At 32.8% G+C, this 18,578-nt stretch carries 13 protein-coding genes; 8 read left to right on the top strand and 5 right to left on the bottom strand.

The window, feature by feature from the left end; all coding sequences use genetic code 11:
* Position 1: 1 nt before the first annotated feature.
* From RMO70_RS00850 to RMO70_RS00835, 4 genes are all read right to left on the bottom strand, one after another.
* Positions 2–1,168, bottom strand: a complete 1,167-nt coding sequence (locus RMO70_RS00850) for a DUF1501 domain-containing protein (RefSeq protein WP_310554524.1) — start codon at positions 1,166–1,168, stop codon at positions 2–4.
* Positions 1,169–1,208: 40 nt separating this feature from the next.
* Positions 1,209–2,603, bottom strand: coding sequence for a DUF1800 domain-containing protein (locus tag RMO70_RS00845; protein ID WP_310554523.1), 1,395 nt, complete (start codon positions 2,601–2,603; stop codon positions 1,209–1,211).
* Between the two features lie 15 nt (positions 2,604–2,618).
* Positions 2,619–3,458, bottom strand: a complete 840-nt coding sequence (locus tag RMO70_RS00840; protein WP_310554522.1) for a hypothetical protein — start codon at positions 3,456–3,458, stop codon at positions 2,619–2,621.
* A 421-nt stretch (positions 3,459–3,879) separates the two neighbouring features.
* Positions 3,880–4,509: a sigma-70 family RNA polymerase sigma factor gene (locus RMO70_RS00835; protein ID WP_310554521.1), complete on the bottom strand. Its 630-nt coding sequence runs from the start codon at positions 4,507–4,509 to the stop codon at positions 3,880–3,882.
* Between the two features lie 303 nt (positions 4,510–4,812).
* On the opposite strand from RMO70_RS00835, the gene RMO70_RS00830 reads away from it, so the two are divergent.
* The 8 genes from RMO70_RS00830 (at position 4,813) to RMO70_RS00795 (ending at position 16,113) form a co-directional block, all read left to right on the top strand.
* A complete protein-coding gene (locus RMO70_RS00830) occupies positions 4,813–5,853 on the top strand; it encodes a FecR domain-containing protein (RefSeq protein WP_310554520.1) in 1,041 nt (346 codons plus the stop codon).
* Positions 5,854–5,869: 16 nt separating this feature from the next.
* Positions 5,870–9,082, top strand: coding sequence for a TonB-dependent receptor domain-containing protein (locus tag RMO70_RS00825; RefSeq protein WP_310554519.1), 3,213 nt, complete (start codon positions 5,870–5,872; stop codon positions 9,080–9,082).
* Between the two features lie 376 nt (positions 9,083–9,458).
* On the top strand, positions 9,459–10,946 hold the full coding sequence (locus RMO70_RS00820) for a hypothetical protein (protein WP_310554518.1): 1,488 nt from the start codon (positions 9,459–9,461) through the stop codon (positions 10,944–10,946).
* 121 nt (positions 10,947–11,067) lie between these two features.
* On the top strand, positions 11,068–11,868 hold the full coding sequence (locus RMO70_RS00815; protein ID WP_310554517.1) for a hypothetical protein: 801 nt from the start codon (positions 11,068–11,070) through the stop codon (positions 11,866–11,868).
* Positions 11,869–11,996: 128 nt separating this feature from the next.
* A complete protein-coding gene (locus tag RMO70_RS00810; protein WP_310554516.1) occupies positions 11,997–12,845 on the top strand; it encodes a hypothetical protein in 849 nt (282 codons plus the stop codon).
* Positions 12,846–13,032: 187 nt separating this feature from the next.
* Entirely contained in the window at positions 13,033–13,890 is an 858-nt protein-coding gene (locus tag RMO70_RS00805; RefSeq protein ID WP_310554515.1) for a hypothetical protein, read from the top strand.
* Between the two features lie 323 nt (positions 13,891–14,213).
* Positions 14,214–15,491, top strand: coding sequence for a hypothetical protein (locus RMO70_RS00800; protein ID WP_310554514.1), 1,278 nt, complete (start codon positions 14,214–14,216; stop codon positions 15,489–15,491).
* 226 nt (positions 15,492–15,717) lie between these two features.
* The gene (locus tag RMO70_RS00795; RefSeq protein WP_310554513.1) at positions 15,718–16,113 is read left to right on the top strand and encodes a DUF2541 family protein; all 396 of its coding nucleotides are present in this window, start codon (positions 15,718–15,720) and stop codon (positions 16,111–16,113) included.
* 502 nt (positions 16,114–16,615) lie between these two features.
* Here the strand turns inward: RMO70_RS00795 and htpG are convergent.
* Complete coding sequence (htpG, locus tag RMO70_RS00790) at positions 16,616–18,514, bottom strand: molecular chaperone HtpG (protein ID WP_310554512.1); 1,899 nt, start codon at positions 18,512–18,514, stop codon at positions 16,616–16,618.
* Positions 18,515–18,578: the final 64 nt, after the last annotated feature.

Raw genomic sequence — 18,578 nt, 5'->3', positions numbered from 1 at the left:
CCTAAAATAATCCTTCTAATTTTTTGTTTTGAATTCCAATTTTTGTACAATCAAAATTCAATTTATTTTGCAAAAGGGAAGCATAAACACTTCTAAAATCGATTTCGTGTTTTAAATCTCCGTTGTTTAAATTGGATAAATTTGGATTATTGCCAATAATTTTTCCTTTAGTATTTCCACCAATAATAAACATAGGTGCTGCAGTTCCGTGATCGGTTCCCTTTCCATTGTCTTTTACGCGACGACCAAATTCCGAAAAAACTACAACTGTTACGTTTTGTAACAATTTTGCATTTTTCAAATCAGTATAAAAACTAAAAAGAGCATCGTTGAGTTCTGTCAATTTATTTTTATGTGTTATCAACTGGTTGTCGTGTGTGTCAAAACTTCCAAGTGAGGTGTAATAAACCCTTGAGTTCAAATTCCCTTTGATTAATCGAGCAATCCATTCCATATTTTTTGCAAGTCCTGTTTTAGGATATGTGGTTTCTGAAATTGAATTTGACAACGCATTCTGAATATCATCAGAACCTTCCAATACAGAATTGGCAATTTTCCGAACAAAATCCAATTGTGGGTTATTTGACAATTTTATATTGTCGTCAGCATCAGATTTTATTTTGAACCTACTTGGATCTTTTACAGTTATCGAGTTGGGTTCTTGACCTTTTAGAGCCAAATTATCAATCGAATCAATATTAATTCCACCAGTTGGATTGTTTTCTTTATACTTCAAATCAAGATAGCGACCCAGCCAGCCATCATTCAAGTATTCATTAGTTGCAGAGGCTGTTTGCCAAATTTCTTGGCTGCGAAAATGGGAACGAACAGGTTCAGGATAACCCACATTTTGAATCACAGATAAATCACCGTTTTGTTGCATTGTGGCAAATCCTTTTAAAGCTGGGTGAAATGCCATATTTTGATTTTTACCCACTACTTCGTCTTTTGAAAGTGCAATGTTTGGGCGTAAATTATAATACAAAGTATCTTCAAAAGGCACAAAAGTATTTAAGCCATCATTGCCTCCATTTAGCTGAACAAAAACCAAACATTGTTCTCCAACAACCAAATTAGGTTGTGAACCCAATGCAAATAGAAAATCAGGGAGAAGCAAAGCACCACCAGTAAAAGTTCCTGTTAACGATAAAAAATTTCTTCTTTTCATTTCTTGAATTTAAAATATTAGACTTCTGATAACTAGAGTTTTAGATTAGTTGATATTCTGGTAATTTAACCATAGCATTAAATAATCTCAATACGGCTTGATCTGCATTTTGCGCTTCAGGATTAAAGTCATATTTCAAAATTGCTTCAAAATCTTTTTGTGTAGCTTCGTCAACCTGAAAAAGCAACCTTTTTTTGAGTTCGGAAATTATAGTTTTATTGTTTCCGTTTTTTGACCATTTGAGATCCAACTTCGAACTGTTTTCTTGATTTTCAGACATCATTTCAGAATCATTTTCAGCTTTTTTGGCTCGATTCAAATTTTTTCCACTGCAGAGTAAATCTGCGGCGTTGTTGCGTTGCAAATAAATTTGTGAGGTCAGCCAATTGTTACCGCCATCCCAACCTTTCACGTTGGGTTGATTGAATAAATCCATTCCTTGTTGTTTGATAAAAATCGAAATTAGCTTTGACTTTATGGTTTTATTATTCAATTCATCAACGAGTTGCAATGTATATTCAATGGGGTTTTTAATTTTTGAACCAGCAGTATTTTTGGCAAATTCTTCTGTAAAAATTCTAGTTAGTAATGGCTTGATTTCAAAATCTACTTTTCTGAAATAATCACCATAATAGTTGACCAGATCTTCCGATGGATTATCATAAATAAACCATTTTAAAATTTTTCTAGTCAGTAAGTAGGGAATGTTTTTTTGTTCAAAAATAATATCAATCATTTCCTCAATTTTAAAACTCCCATTTTTGCCTAAATAGTCAAAAGGTTCAGGATCTTCAAATATTTTTCTATAAATAGCATTCTCATCTCCAATGCCTAATCCAGCCAAACCTTTTGCTCCGTTTTTAATATCATTTTCGGTGTAATTTCCAATTCCAAGTGTGAAAAGTTCTAGCAATTCGCGACTTAAGTTTTCGTTCAATTTACCTTTTCTATTATCAGTATTGTCAAGATAACGAACCATTGCATTGCTTTTAATCATTTTTTTGGTAAGATCTTTAAAGTTACCAAATGCATTTTCTCTCAAAATTTGATTGTGCTGAAAAATCCAATAATTTACTTTTACTTTTTGATAAGTTGAAACATAATGGTTGTGCCAGAAGCAAGTCATTTTTTCTAGAAGCGGTAAGTCATTCGTTATCATTTTATCAATCCACCATCCTTTCATTTCTAAAGAAGTACTAATTTCTTTTTTTAAAAATTGTTTTTTTTCTTCTTCAGTTGCTTCTTTTCTATTTTTTCTAATTGCCTTAAATTCTTCCAATGATTTTGGACTGTCTTTTAAGAAATCGGGAATTGATGTATCAAATTTTGAATTAAAGGAGTCTTCTAGAAATTTTGCGATACCCGATTTTTCAATTACTTTTTCTTGTTTATTAGAAAAACCAAGCCGCAACGACCAAAGCGTGTTATTATTCATAATCTAAATTTTAAATTAACGTCTACCTCTTTTAGAATGCTTAACAACTTTTACGTTCGATTTTTTTGGAGTTTTAACGTCTTTTACTTTACGATTGTTACTTTTTACAACTACAGTACTGTGTTTGTTATGATGAACAACTATTTTAGAATAACGTCTTTTTGGAATGTATATTTTTTTTACAAAAACCAATCTTCTATTTGGAGTTCGGTGATAGTAAACTCGATGCGGTGCACTACGGCTGTAAAAAAAAGAATATCGGAAAGGTCTCCAAGGTTTCCACCAGCGTGGATGAAACCCAAATCGATATGGAGAAGTCCAAATCACATAATTTGGAGCATAAACAAAACGAACACAAGGCCAAAACCAGACATTTACTAAACGACTAGTAGTTGTAATTTCTCCCAGAGCTGGCCCACCTTTAGTTTTTTCTATTTTATCTGAACTGTCAAAAGGTTCAGCAATTGTATTTGTTGCATACAACTCTTCATCGCCCTCCATTTGTAATGTTGCTTCTTCGTTTCCAGTTTTTTCGATACCAATAGTAGCAATGTCTTGTTTTTCGTTTTCATTTAAAAAAGTACTCAAAACAATAACGTGAGTATTACTTTCTTTAATAGCGTCTACATTGATATAATCTATATTACCATCGTCATTCAAATCAAGATTGTTGACGTTGTTATCTTCTTGATTAATCATTTTTTCAAATTCTTCGAGTGAATTTGCTTTTTTGAATAATGCTAAAGCACCTTCTAAACTAAAATTTTCGCCTGTAAATTCTGGATTGTCATTTTCTTGAGCGGAACCAATTGTTATTCCTAGAACAATAAAAAAGAGTGTGGTTATTTTTTTCATAATCTTAAAATGTTTATTAATAAGACTATAAAAAAGCGGAAAGGTTTAACTAGTAACAAAAAAAACCTGCAAGTTCTCACTCGCAGGTCTATCCTCTATTTGTCTATGATCTAACAATCTATTTAATCAACTCAAAACTTCTTTTTACAAAAGCAGTCAATTCCTCTCCTTTTAATAAATTTTGAGATAATTTTGCCAAGTCTAACGCTTGTTTTACGAAACTTTCTTGAGCAGAACTAAACGTTGTGCTTAGAATAATAACTGGTAGATTGGATATTTTTTTTCATAGTCTATTAAATTTATAATAAGACTATGAAGTATTAATAAGACTATGAAGTATTAATAGATATAACAACTATTTAAGATTAGTCAATTTGGGTATTACAAAATTACCTGACAATGTGAGAATTTTTTCAAACAATCAGTTTAATAAATTTAATAAAACAATTAATTTTAATAGAGCGGTTTGATTATCTAATCCTTGATTCTCTAAATTGATTTCATTTACTTTAGTCCGTATTGTTTTGAGCCCTGAAACAGAACGGTTATACACTGTTTTTTTCTTAATATTTAAATATGCTGCGGTTTCTTCTATTGAATAATTTTTTTTTAGCCTGCAAATAAAAACTTCTTTGGTTAGGGCTGGTAAAGTATCTAGAATTTCATCAATAAGAGTATGTATTTCTTTTTCGTGTATTTCTTCAAGAATATGTGAATACGATAATGTACTTTCTAAATTATCATATTCCCAATCGTTGGCCATAGATTTGTTTCTTTTATTATTAGCGCGTAAATAATCTAGGATTCGATAAGTAAAAAAATGTAACAGAAAATTTTTTGCAGAACCTTCTTCGTTGGTTTTAATTATGTCAGGATTGATCCAAAAACTTGACCAAAACTCTTGGGTTACTTCATTGCAAACTTCATAATTTCCAATTCGATTATATGCCCATTTGTATAATAATACAGAATAATTTTTATAGAATTCATTAAAGGCAATTTCATTTTTGTGGGCAATTTTTTCTAATAATTCTTTATCTGATGTTTTCATATAAATTAAAACTATAAAATTGGTCTAACAAATCTGTAATAATGAATGGAGACAAAAGTAATTTTAAATAATTGTTTAAAAGTTATGAAATAGTTAATATAATTGTAGGTTTTTTTTGGCTTTTTTAAGTTTTATAAATAAATAAAAATAAGTGTGATATTCATATAATATTGATGATTAACGTTTTATTCACAAATCCACAACACAATCATAAACTCTTTTTTTAGCAAAAAGGCCCCAACAATACGATTATCTTTTAGAGACACTAATCACACATTAATTAAATTACACTTTAAACATTTAATGAAAGACAATACAAAAAAATATTTTCGAAATAAGGAATCTGCTCTGCATTGGGTTCATGAATTGTTTGAGCGTTACTTTCAGGGTGAGGCTACAGAGAAAGAAAAAAAAATAGTCGAGAAGTGGGATCCTGAAATTCAAAATTTTAATTATAAAATATCTGATGCCTCTGCTCAAAAGATATGCGATGATATTTGGCTAAAATTATCTGAAAATTTCGATTTTGATAATGAAATGGTTTTTGAAAATACCAAAGTGCGTAAAATACAATGGCACCGATACTCGAAATTTTCTGTAGCAGCAAGTATCACATTTTTTATGGGACTAGGGTTTTATTTTTTTTATTTTGATCATAATGCTAAACCTAGCTTTCAAAATACTACGGCAATGATGATGACCCATTACAAATCTGGCGAAGGAGAAATGAAGAAAATGATGTTGCCCGATGGATCAGTAATTTATCTAAACAGCGATACCAAGTTGGCACTATCAACAAAAGCTTTCAATAAGCAAAAAAGGGAAGTATGGCTACAAGAAGGTGAAGCTTTTTTTGAAGTGGCTAAGGATCCTAGCAAACCTTTTATAGTGCATACCCAAAATATTGAAACCACAGTTAAAGGAACGGCCTTCAATGTCAAAGCCTATGGAGCATTGAACGAAAGTGCTGTTTCTGTCAAAGAAGGGAAAGTGGAGGTAAACAATAATGGCAATGTACTGGGAATTCTTACTGCAAACAAACAAATAACCTACAATAAAACAACAAAAACCTCCAAAACAGAAATTGCGGTTTGGGAAGATGCTACTGCTTGGATGGATCACAGATTGGTGATGTATCATGCAAGTGCAGACGAGCTGAAATTAAGACTAAAACAACATTTTGGAGTTGAAGTCATATTGCAAGACAAAGTTTTAAAAACCGCATTATTGAATGCCTCCTTTAAACAAGACGCTACACTTACGCAAGTAGCAGAGTCTATAGGTGCATTGTATATGGTGAAATATAAAATAGTAAACACAAAATCAATAATTTTTTATAAATAAATAAATCAATCAATCGATGGGATTAAATAGGTACAATAAATTACGAAGCAACTTTTTATTCATACTGTTCACCATATTAACATCACAATTTATAACAGCCAATACAGTAAAACTTCAAAATATAAACAATGAATTTTCCGCCGAACTACTAGAATCACGTTTATTTAAAATAGAAAAAATAGGTAAAATCAATATTGCTTTTGATGTGAATATGGTAAAAAAGACCGAAGTGCCCGCACTAAGTGCAAAAAATAAATCTGTAGAGAATGTACTCAAAAGTACACTATCAACCACTAGTTTTATGTATAAAAAATTATCAAATGACGATTATATCATAGTTGAAGATAAAACGCCAGTTCAAAACCAGCAAAAAGGAACCATTAAAGGTACCGTTCTAGACCAGCAAGGTTTGCCAGTACCTGGTGTTAATATAACAGTGGTTGAAACTGGTGCTGGTACTCAGTCAGGTTATGCTGGCGAGTACAGCTTGTCTCTTCCACAGGGCACTTACACGCTAGATTTGTCGATGCTTTCCTATAAAAAGAAAAGAATAACCGCGGTAGTTGTAACCTCAGGAAAAACTACATCGTTAAATATAGTGATGGATGAAAGTACCAATGTCTTGAATGAGGTGGTTGTAACCACCAGTTACAGAAAAGCATCCACAGCCAGCTTGTTTGCCTTACAAAAAAAGACCGTATCCTTTACTGATGGTATCAGTGCAGAACAAATAAAACTAACACCAGATAACAATGTGGCCGATGTACTCAAAAGAGTTTCTGGAGTGACCATGCAGGACAACAAATTTATAGTTGTGCGCGGTATGAGCGAACGATACAATAGTGTACAACTCAATGGAGCTTCATTGCCCAGTACAGAACCCAACCGCCGTAACTTCTCGTTCGATATTATACCTAGTAACTTAATTGACAATGTGATTATTGCTAAAACCTTCACACCCGATATGTCTGGCGAGTTTGCCGGAGGTGCGGTGCAAGTAAACACACTGTCTGTGCCCCAAGAGAAATTCTTAACCTTGAGCATAGGAAACGGATTTAACTCTCAAAGTTTTGGCAAAGATTTTTTTAGCAATACCAGATACAAAGAAGATTATTTTTTAGGCACGGACAAACGCGACTGGTTCAAGAACGGTTGGAGCGATGAATATAAAAAAGTATATTTAAGACAAGACTTAGGTATAAACCCAAATGCACAAGCACAATACAACCTAGCTGGGGAGTTGCCCAACCATTGGGGGTTACAAAAGTTTAATGCCAACCCCAGCCAGAGTTATGCCATTACAGGCGGTATGCCTTTTACTTTTCAAGACGGCAGTACCATAGGTTTTACATCTGCTTTTACCTACCGGAATGAAGAAAGCCGTGAAGATTATGAATGGAATGATCGATTTTTTCCAGAAGAAATTTCTAAAGATGGAATTAAATCTTCGTTTGTAACCGTTGTAGCAGGCCTTTTTAACACGGGTTGGAAAAATACCAACCACCGTGTTGATTTTCGCAATATATACAACCGTCGCTTTACGCACGATAATTCGAGTCAGACTGATTCTAGTCCTGCTTTTGTTCCAATTGGCTTTCAATTCAGAACCATTAGTAGTGTTAGAGAAAATACTTTGTGGCAAACCAGACTCGACGGAGAACACAAACTGTTTAATAAAAAAGTTATTTTCAATTGGTTTGGCGATTTTAATGAAGTGGTTCGAGACCAGCCAGACGATCGTTTTAATACTGCCGATGTATTTGCATTAGCCACACCTACAACACCTCCAGTGTACAATTGGTTTGAAGCGAATACGGGTAATAATAATGTTTTTAAAGGTGCTGGATTATTCGCTAGTATATTAAAAGAAAAAAAATGGAATGCTGGAACCAATATAGAGTTTAATTTTAAAGTAGCTGGCAACAATCAAAAACTTAAGACAGGCTATTGGGGTACTTTTCGTTCTGCAGATTATCGCCAAGATTTACAATCCATTACCGTTAATCGTAATATTATTCTGACAAGTGAACTCTATGCTACTATTAAGCCCATTCAAGAATTGTTTGCGCCAGAAAATTTTACCTCTGGAGCTTATCTTTTAGAGCCTTATAATGTTGGATTAGCAGGTACATCTAATAATGCTAACAAATATGATGGCACCCAAAATATTAATGCAGGGTATATTATGGGCGATTTTACTTTGTTTAAAAAACTGCATTTCATTGGAGGTTTTCGACTTGAATTAACTGACATCAAATTAAATACGGTTGGTCGCAAGGTCGGACCAACGGGTGGACGAATATTTGTAGATAGTTTATTAACTTTTAAAGAAAGAGATGTACTTCCGTCTATCACAGCCACCTATGATCTCCTATTCTCACTCAAATTTAGGGCTGCCTATTCACGCACCTTGGCGCGTCCAGATTTTAGAGAGCGAGCACCATTTATTTATTTTGATTTGAATGAGCGTTTATCAGTTAATGGAAATGGAAGCTTACTTAATCCTTCTGCTACTAATTATGACCTTCGATTGGAATGGTATCCTTCGCCCAGAGAAATTGTTTCTATCTCTGCTTTTCGTAAATATTTTACCAATGCTATTGAAACTGTTGTTACTGCTTTTAGTGGTGGTGAGACTAGTTTATATATTAATTTAAATGAGGCCAAAGTAAAGGGTATAGAATTTAATGCCAGAAAACACTTTGGTTTTATCACCAAAGACCTTGAAAACCTATATGTTAGTGGCAATTTATCTTTATTAAAAGGTTCTGTCTCTTTAGATCCTGTTGATGTTGGGGGTAACCTTGTTCGTGGTTCTACAAGAGATCGTAATCCAAATGGGCTGTCACCACTCAATTGGAATGCGGGTTTGTCTTATAACTTGGACAAGATAGGAGCCACAGTGAATTATAATTATTTAGGAGAAAAAATTCGTTTTGCAGGTGCAGATGAAGAAACAGATATATACGATGCTGATCGTGGCACACTCGATGCACAATTGCGTTTTAAATTGATGAAAAATAAAGTAGAGTTAAAATTGAATGCCAGTGATATTACAGCTCAGCCTTTTATAGTCTATGTAAATGCTTTTGATTTTAAAGATACTAATGATCAGACTTTAGGTCGTATTGCCACAAACGGCAAAGGCTATGACGAAGGAGAAGACAGGGTACTTAGAAAAAGTTTGGCAGGCACCACCTATTCTTTTTCTATTACGTATTCTTTTTAAAAAAAAATGTTTAATAATTAATTTTTAATAATAATAAAACCATTGGGTGTAATTAATTAGATTATCTAAAAAATGATTTTCTATTCAAATTAAAATCCATTAAAAACCAAAATGTCAGTCTGAGCTTGTCGAAGACTCACTTAAAATAAACTTCGACAAGCTCAGTTTGACAAAACTGTAAAAATTTTAGCTAAAAAAATGAATTACACCCAACGGGTTAAAAATATAAAGAAACTGTTCAAATACTAAAACATTTATTGTAAGGTACCGTGCAATAGTTGCCATAGTTGTTTGGAATGTAAATAAGAGAAAAGGTCAATGCTACTCTTTTTTTCTTATTAAACTTAATAAAGTAGCGCAATAAAAAACTAAAAAAATGAAAAATTTATTTTTGAAAAGGTTCGCAAGTGCGACGAGTTGTTTTGCATTGGTTTTGGCTATGTCATCCTGTACTCAGGATTTCTTGTCAGACGCTTTAGACGGATCAGACAACGATTCAACTGCCAAAGGGGTTCAGGCTACTATTACTTTGCCAAATGTTATACAACCAGGTACGCCTGGTGTTGTACTAGTAGGTGGAGTACAAACTTTTTCTTTAGTTGCTGCTAACACTTACATCGCAGATGGGAAAGTAGTAGTTAAAGGTGGTGTTACATTAAACATTGAAGCAGGTACAAGAATTGAAGGTGTTTTCAAAGCAACACCAGCAGATGCTTCTGCTATCATCATTACAAGAGGATCTAAAATTAATGCCATTGGTACTAATACGCTTCCAATAGTAATGACTGGTCGTATAGATGCTAGCAATCCTTCATTGAATGCTGGTGATTGGGGCGGTTTGGTAGTTATAGGCAACGCTCCATCAAACCATGCAACTGTAGCAGTAATAGAAGGAATTAATGTTCCGAGTCTTCCTGCTGGTGTTACCAATGCAGATGTAAGCTATGGTACTACAACAGGCACAGTTACAACTGACAATTCAGGACGTTTGTCTTTTGTGAGAGTTGAATATGCTGGTGCGGTTATTGTTGATGGCAATGAGTTAAATTCTTTCACTTTTGCAGGTGTTGGAAATGGTACTACATTAGATCATTTACAGGCTTACAGAGGTGCCGATGATGCTTTTGAATTTTTTGGAGGTACAGTAAATGCTAAATTTTTAATAGCTACTTCTGCCAATGACGATTCTTTTGACTTTGATAATGGCTACAATGGAAGAATACAGTTTGCAGTTTCTGCATTAAACCCTACTACAGTATATGGATCTGGTACCAATGGTATAGAAAGTGACAATGATGCTGCTTCATCTTCAAATGCTCCAATTACGCGTGCAGTACTTTCAAACTTTACTATAGTAGGTACTTCAACTGGTACTTCTTCTGGTGCTGGTAGTGTTTTACTTCATGGTGCACTAATCCGTAGAAATTCAAATGTTGTTTTCCGTAACAGTGTTGTTTACGGTTTTGGTACTGCAACTAGTCTAAATGTTATAAGAGATGATAGTCCGCAAACATTTAGCGTATTAAACAATGTTATAGGTCTTATTCCTGGATCTTCTGCTGTTGGAGCATCTGCAGCTTTTGCACCAGCTTTTACACTTGATGCAAGCAATAGTGCACCAGCAACTACTGGTCTTGTTCTTTCAGGTCCATTTACAACCAGTGGTTATTTTAGTACTGCTAGATCGTTAAGACCTAATGCCAATCCAGCACTTTCAGGTGCAAACTTTGCTGGGTTTCCAGCTGGAGCGGGAGTAAACTCTACACTTACCGCTACCGCATACAAAGGTGCTTTTCCAGGTACCAATACTACTTCAGCAACTACATATTGGATCAATGAAAATTGGGTTAACAAAATTTTCTAATCAGTGTTAAGAAGTAAAAAATAATAATAGTAAGGTGTTGGGAAAGGAATTAAAAATTCCTTTCCTCACCTTTTTAATATAAAGCAACAAACTTTTAAATAATAATAAAATGAAAAATAAAATGAACAAATTTTACAAAATAGGAGTAGTATCCTTGCTGTTTTTTAGTGCAAAGGCACAAACCAATCTTTTAGTAAATGGTGGTTTTGAAGGTGCTTTTACAAATAATACACCAGCAGGATGGGTAACACCAAGTACTACTTTGCAAACGAGTGTTTCCTCGGCAATTACTACTATTATGCCGCAAGAGGGCGCAAAAGCATTAAAATTATCTGTAGACCAAGTTCAAGGTATACTTGGTGATGTTTCCCAAATAGTACCTGCAATAGTGGCAGGTTCAAAATATGATGTTTCTTTTTTTTATAAATACAAACAAGTTGATGATGGCTCTGGTGGATTTCTTAGTTTGCAGTGGTTTGATACCATGGGTGACGATGTACCACCTCTTGATGAAGATGCAGAATTTTTTGGTTTTAATCCAGTTCCTTATTTGGCAAAAGACATTTGGTTGCCTTTCACTACTACAGTTACTGCACCTGCTACCACTACCCAACTTTTATTAGTTATTAATTGTGGTGGCGCTACAGATTTTGTTATTGATAACGCAAAAGTAATCAAACAAGCACCCTTAGGGATCAATACTATAGAGAAAAATACAGTCAAGATGTATGCGGAAGGCAACAGTCTGTATGTAGCAACACAAGAAGGCGAACAAGTAGGTGTATACAACTTAATGGGGCAAAAAGTAACAAATACTTTGGCTCAAGGAAATACTACAGTTACTGTATTAAATGATTTGCCTTTAAACCAAATGCTTATTGTAAAGGTTGATAATAAATCTGGAAAAGTTATTTTAAAATAAATTAGTAAACCTTGCGAATTCCCGATAATTAAAGTATTGTATTTATCAGCTAATTTTGATAGGGTACTTACTTAAAATGAATGTAAAGTAATATTTAATAGGTTTAATAAATTTAATAATAAAAATAAATGAAAACTAAAAATAAAATGAGGAATTTAGGTATTGTAGTATGGGTTACTATAATGTCATTAGGGGTAAATGCTCAAGATACAGCTGTAGAAAGATCTCAAATTGGGAATCTTTTGGTAAACGGTAATTTTGAAGGAACCATAGGAGCCAACAATATTCCTTTTGGTTGGACAAGCAGCGATATTCAAACACCGGCCAGTTTATCCTTAATTACTACTGGTATAAGAGTAGGCTGTTTAGGTAAAAAAGCTTTAAAAATGTCTTTGGATACTGTTCAGGGTAAAAGTGGCGATGTGATACAAGTAGTGAGAGGTATTAAACCTGGCAAAACTTACAATGTTTCTTTTTGGTACAAATACACAAAACCAGACAGAGGCGATGGTTCTACAGGATTCAGAGTGTTACAATGGTTGGATGCTAATGATGTAGATATACCACCAACAAGCGCAGATAGTGCCTTGTTTGGTTTTGAAGCTTCTGCTTTTAATGCTATTAATGTTTGGAACAGACAAACCATCAATGTTACAGCGCCACCAATAGGTTCAGATGGTACAGTAGCCAAACTTTTAATTAATATTTCATCAGGTGGTGTTACAGATTTTATCATAGATGATGTAGAAATAGTACGAAAAAAGTCGACAACATCAAAACTTGATATTTATGTGGACGGTAGCATTGTTTACGTAGATACCGAAGCAGGAGAGCAAGTACAGGTATTTGATTTGTTTAATCAAAAAATTGTGGATATACCTGCGGGAGACCCTGTTACAGTATTGGCAAACTTACCAAAAAATAAAATTCTTATTATTCGGGTAGATAATAGGTTTGCGAAAGTTGTTTTAAGGTAAATTTTAACACCTTTTTTCTATACTATTTCGGGACTATAGAAAAATAAGGGGGAGTGAAGAAAAAAATTGGGAATGGCAAGAAGTAAAAATTTTAAAATAAGTAAAAGCCTTTGTCTAAGTTTTAAAAGTTTAGGCAAAGGTTTGTTTTAAATAAATTGTTTACAACATAGTAATAAAAAAAGCAACAATGAAAAAATACATAGTATACATATTAATACCAATAATTACTGCATTTATAATTAACTCGTGTACTACAGAAGGTAAGTATGAAGTAGAGGATACCCTGGTAACTGTAGCCACTAAAATCCCTTATCTAGAAAATCCAAATGCAAGATATCGCATTGATTTTGGAACTACTAAATTGACAGACAGTTTGCCTTTTATTAATAGTGATGGTACTCAAACAGTATTTGAAAGCACTGTAGCTTATTTTAAAGAAAAGGAATTGACACAAGATTTAAAAATATGGCGATTGGGTGCCAGTGGCACAGAAACATTAGAATCGACCACTCCAGTTACTGCACCAGCCAATGGGTTTATATCCTTATTGCAATTGTCTGATAGCAGCCCACTTACTGTTTATAATCCTATAGCACCACCAGCAGATAAAACTTCGCAAACCAATGTGCAGTTTTTTTATGCCAATGCGGCACAGCCAAATCAAGTAAGGGTAACTATCTTGGCAATTGATTTTATAGAATTTTTAACTACAGCGGGACAAAACTTTAATAATCTGACAGCAGATAAAAAATCAGAAATAGCCACTTTTATCATAAACAAAGGAGAATTGAGAGCACCAGTAACCTTAGATCTTAAATTGTTTAACAGTGCCGGTGCCAATGCATTTTTTTATAAAATAACTGATCCAGTATCAGGTGTTATATTACAAGATTATAAAGCCAATAGTAGTATTACAAATAGTAGAATAGCTATAACAACAACAGGAACAAATCCTAAATTTAAGTTTTCTTTATTTCAGTGGGGCTACACATCATCAATTGTACCTTTTAAAGCAACTGCCTTAATTGATGGGGACGTTTGGTAAATCATAACATAACGAATATAAATATAGGTAGTCTATTTTTTATTTTGTTACCTCGAGCGCAGTCGAGAGTCATCAGGGGTTTTAAAATGAGCTCGAGCAGGCAATAGAGGGCTAGATTATATAGTTTAAACGACAGTACACCCAATGGGTGATATATAAAAGAATAGTTAATTGTTGGTTTTTTTATTTTGTGATAAATACCCTGAAATTTTTTTGGGGTATTTTCTAATAATAACAAACAGATAACTTTTAGATTAAATTCATTTATTGAACAACAATTACTCTTATGGTACTTTAAAAAAATACCCTAAATCAATTTACTTATGAAATTTTTTTTATTTTTATTGGTTAATTTACTTTTATGCATTGCAAACTATGGGCAAGAAACTGGTATATTTGGTAATACAAATTGGCTTAGCAACTGGACAAATTTTAAACCCAAAACTACCCTTTATCCAGATTCGACTAATATTTTAAGTGGTGTCATTGATGCAAACCTCACACTCAACAAAAAAAATGTCTATCTTATTTCGGGTATTGTTTATGTAACCAAAAATGCAATCCTTACTATTGAACCTGGAACTGTAATTCGTGGTGATTATGATTCTTGCGGTACTTTAGTGATTACAAGAGGATCAAAAATTATGTGTGAAGGAAAAGAAACAGAGCCTATAATTTTTACCTCAAACAAAGAAGCTTCGGAAAGAAAACCAGGCGATTGGGGCGGCATTATAGTATTGGGTGGTGCACCAACAAATAGACTTGGAGGCATAGGAAGTTTGGATTTTAACTTAGATCAAAAGTTTAACATCTATGGTGGCACAAACGATCAAGATGATTCAGGAGTTTTAAAATATGTTCGTATAGAATTTTCAGGAAGAAAGTTAAATGCTTTAAAGGAACTCAATGGACTATCACTTGCTGGTGTAGGAAGAAAAACCAAGATAGAATTTTTGCAAATAAGTTACTCCAACGACGATTCTTTTGAATGGTATGGGGGCAATGTGCTTGTCAATAATCTAATTTCATATAGAGCGACTGATGATGATTTTGATTTCACTCAAGGCATTCAGTGTTCCATAAACAATAGTATTGCCATACGCCATCCTTTCTCGTCTGATGCCTCACGATCACGATGTTTCGAGATTGATTCTTACGATAAAATTGAACATTTTGATGCCTCTAGAAGTCAAACTAAAATAGTAGCAAAAAACGTAACATTTGTAAATAATGAAGATAATGATCAAGGACTTGTTAAAGAAGCAATTTATGTTAAGAAAGACAGCAATTTAGAAATTAAAAATAGTATTATTTCTGGTTTTAGTCAATGCTTAATTTTAGAAGATCGAATTTTAAGTGATATGAACAACTTACAAAAAATAAAACTTGAAAATATGGTTTTTCATAATTGCAAAGGCTATATACAAACTGAATCAAATAGCAACAACAAACAAATAGAAATTTGGTATAGCAACGAAAAGTTTAATATTTTTTCTTCAATAATTCCTAAAATAGATTTGTTTTTTGAATTTGATATTAAAAAAACACCCGATTTTAGATTAAAATCATCTGCAATGACTACGCGTTTGGCTTCAAACTAGTTGTTAAAAGGAAAAAAAATAGATTCTAGAATTGATAATATTAAATTGATAATAGAAATTTAAAAGCATAAATATCTATGGTAGAAAATAGGCAATGTTACTCAAAGGGTATATGAGCGTGGGTGATTCCATTTTAATTTTAAATAAAAATTCAATTAAACTAATTCACTCAATTCAAGTCTAACGTTTAAGCAAAACAATTAATTAAAAATTTAAATTAAAAAAAATGAAAAAAAGAATGATTTTATTTGGTGTGTTGACTTTGTTATTTTTTAATACCAATCTTTTAGCACAAGACAAAGGATGGGAAAAAATTGGCGCTAGAAAAGTTGATTATCGGGTTGAGAAGGATGTACTTCCAGTAACTGCTGCCAAAGGTACTTTTACAAAACTGAAATTTTTTGTCAAAAATGGGGCAGTAAATTTTAAGGATATAAAAGTCTTTTATAGAAATGGAACAGTACAAGATATTGAAATTAGAAAAAGAATTGCTGCAGGTGGTGAAACTCGTCTAATTGACCTTGATGGGAAAGAAAGAGTAATTACTAAAATTGAGTTTGTTTATGACACTAAGAATTCTGCCGATTCAAAGGCAACTGTAGTAGTGTTCGCAAAAGAATAAAAGGCATACTGTAAACATAGATATCAAGGATAAGCTAGAAATTTGTTTAGCTTTTTTTATATAATAGTACGTACAAAAACTATAAAGACATAATCGCAGTCTATGCTTTGCAACATACATTTTGTTAACCTTATTATAATTTAAATTATTTGTTGAGTGAATAAAAAATTAAATGTTTTAAATGCAAATCTTTGACATATATAATTTTATGATTATTTTTTTGTGACTCAATTTTTAGTCACAAAAAAATAATCATAAAATAAAATAACTTGATGGGTTCAATTAGAAAGTTAATTAAAAAATTGATTTTCTATTGAAAGTAAAATCTATTATAACTAAATTATTTGTCTGAGCTACGTCTTTAATAACAAAGGAAGTATCGAAGACCCCAATTAGAAGATACTTTGCTTCTTTAACCAGCGCAAGCTAAGCTAAGTGAGACAAAATCGTAAAAAATTATCTAAAAAAAATAATTGCACCCAACTGGTTTAGTCCCTAATAACTACTTAATCAACTCAAAACTTCTTTTTACAAAAGCAGTCAATTCCTCTCCTTTTAATAAATTTTGAGATAATTTTGCCAAGTCTAACGCTTGTTTTACCAAACTTTCTTGAGCTGTTTTATCTTTGTTATTCAAGATAGAACTTGCTAAATCCGAATTGGTATTCACTACCAAATTATACATTTCAGGCATATGATTCATTCCAAACATACTACCACCACCAGATTGGCTCATTTCTTTCATTCGACGCATAAATTCTGGTTGCGTAATGATGAAAGGAGATGCGCTACTGTCTAAAGCTTCCAATTGGACAGAATATGCTTTTGGTATAAATGATTCTAAAGATGTTTTTAGACTTTCTTTTTCTTCATCAGATAATTTTGAAATTGCAGTTTCTTCTTTCTTGATTAAATTATCAATATGATCAGAATCCACACGAACAAAAGTTAAATCTGGATTATCACCTTCAATTTTTTGAATCAAATGCGAAATAATAGGAGAATCTAAAAGTAAAACTTCATATCCTTTTTCTTTGGCAGTTTCAATGTATGAATGTTGAGCATCTTTGCTTCCAGCATATAAAACAACCAATTTTCCGTCTTTGTTGGTTTGCTTTTCTTTTAGATTTTCTTTTATTTCATCTAAAGTAAAATATTTACCATCAACTGTTGGATACAAAACAAAAGCACCCGCTTTTTCATAAAACTTATCCTCAGAAAGCATTCCATATTCTAAAACAATTTTGATATCGTTCCATTTTTGCTCAAAATCTTCACGGTTTTCTGTAAATAAGGCTTTTAGTTTATCAGCAACTTTACGAGTTATATAATTGGATATTTTCTTTACAGCACCATCCGCTTGTAAACCAGAACGAGAAACATTTAACGGAATATCTGGTGAATCGACCACACCACGAAGCATCATCAAAAATTCAGGAACAATTCCTTCTACATTATCCGTTACATAAACTTGATTTTGATACAATTGAATCTTGTCCTTCTGAATTTGCAAATCAGAACCCAATTTTGGAAAATATAAAATCCCAGTCAAGTTGAAAGGATAATCAACATTCAAATGAATATTGAACAAAGGATCCTCAAATTGCATTGGATACAATTCTCTATAAAACGTTTTGTAATCTTCGTCCGAAAGTTCTGTTGGTTGTTTTGTCCAAGCTGGATTTGGGTTGTTGATGATATTGTCAACTTCTACTTCGGTAAAAATATTATCTTTATTTTCTGGAGTGATTTCTTCTCCTTTTTTCTGCTCGATTTTCTCGGTTCTAGTTCCAAATTTAATTGGAATAGGCATAAACTTATTGTACTTATTGAGTAAACCTGAAATTTTTGAATCTTCTAAAAACTCTAAAGAATCTTCAGCGATGTGAAGGATAATTTCAGTTCCACGAGTGGTTTTGTCAGCAGAAGTCAACGTAAATTCGGGGCTTCCGTCGCAAGTCCAGTGTGCAGCTGGTTCGTCTTTGTATGATTTTGTAATAATTTCCACTTTTTCTGCTACCATAAAGGCCGAATAAAAACCAAGACCGAAGTGACCAATAATTCCAGAATCTTTGGCGGAATCTTTATATTTGTCCAAAAATTCTTCTGCGCCAGAAAAAGCGACTTGATTTATGTATTTTTCAACCTCGTCAGCTGTCATACCAAGACCTTGATCTATAATGTGAATTTTTTTGCCTTCCTTGTCGATTTTCACTTCGATAATTGGGTTGCCATATTCTACTTTGGCTTCTCCAATGCTAGTCAGGTGTTTTAGTTTTAGGGTGGCATCGGTTCCGTTTGAAATTAACTCTCTCAAGAAAATTTCGTGATCGCTGTATAAGAATTTCTTGATTAAGGGAAATATGTTTTCTACTGAAACATTAATTTTTCCTGTTGTCATAGTTTTTAAATTTAAAGGTTTTTTTTAATCATTTTAATTCTCTCAAATAGAATACCAATTGTAT

The sequence above is a fragment of the Flavobacterium sp. genome, from assembly GCF_031422135.1.
In the GTDB taxonomy this organism is placed as follows: Bacteria; Bacteroidota; Bacteroidia; order Flavobacteriales; family Flavobacteriaceae; genus Flavobacterium.
The sequence above is the reverse complement of the archived record's forward strand: the minus strand, read 5'-3'. Positions and strand labels throughout refer to the sequence as shown.

What these genes read in the sequence shown, in the direction of transcription:
- RMO70_RS00800 (WP_310554514.1), top strand. Translation starts at nt 14,214, where the DNA reads ATGAAATTTTTTTTATTTTTATTGGTTAATTTACTTTTATGCATTGCA.
- RMO70_RS00815 (WP_310554517.1), top strand. Translation starts at nt 11,068, where the DNA reads ATGAACAAATTTTACAAAATAGGAGTAGTATCCTTGCTGTTTTTTAGT.
- RMO70_RS00820 (WP_310554518.1), top strand. Translation starts at nt 9,459, where the DNA reads ATGAAAAATTTATTTTTGAAAAGGTTCGCAAGTGCGACGAGTTGTTTT.
- RMO70_RS00795 (WP_310554513.1), top strand. Translation starts at nt 15,718, where the DNA reads ATGAAAAAAAGAATGATTTTATTTGGTGTGTTGACTTTGTTATTTTTT.
- RMO70_RS00830 (WP_310554520.1), top strand. Translation starts at nt 4,813, where the DNA reads ATGAAAGACAATACAAAAAAATATTTTCGAAATAAGGAATCTGCTCTG.
- RMO70_RS00805 (WP_310554515.1), top strand. Translation starts at nt 13,033, where the DNA reads ATGAAAAAATACATAGTATACATATTAATACCAATAATTACTGCATTT.
- RMO70_RS00840 (WP_310554522.1), bottom strand. Translation starts at nt 3,458, where the DNA reads ATGAAAAAAATAACCACACTCTTTTTTATTGTTCTAGGAATAACAATT.
- RMO70_RS00845 (WP_310554523.1), bottom strand. Translation starts at nt 2,603, where the DNA reads ATGAATAATAACACGCTTTGGTCGTTGCGGCTTGGTTTTTCTAATAAA.
- htpG (WP_310554512.1), bottom strand. Translation starts at nt 18,514, where the DNA reads ATGACAACAGGAAAAATTAATGTTTCAGTAGAAAACATATTTCCCTTA.
- RMO70_RS00825 (WP_310554519.1), top strand. Translation starts at nt 5,870, where the DNA reads ATGGGATTAAATAGGTACAATAAATTACGAAGCAACTTTTTATTCATA.
- RMO70_RS00835 (WP_310554521.1), bottom strand. Translation starts at nt 4,509, where the DNA reads ATGAAAACATCAGATAAAGAATTATTAGAAAAAATTGCCCACAAAAAT.
- RMO70_RS00810 (WP_310554516.1), top strand. Translation starts at nt 11,997, where the DNA reads ATGAAAACTAAAAATAAAATGAGGAATTTAGGTATTGTAGTATGGGTT.
- RMO70_RS00850 (WP_310554524.1), bottom strand. Translation starts at nt 1,168, where the DNA reads ATGAAAAGAAGAAATTTTTTATCGTTAACAGGAACTTTTACTGGTGGT.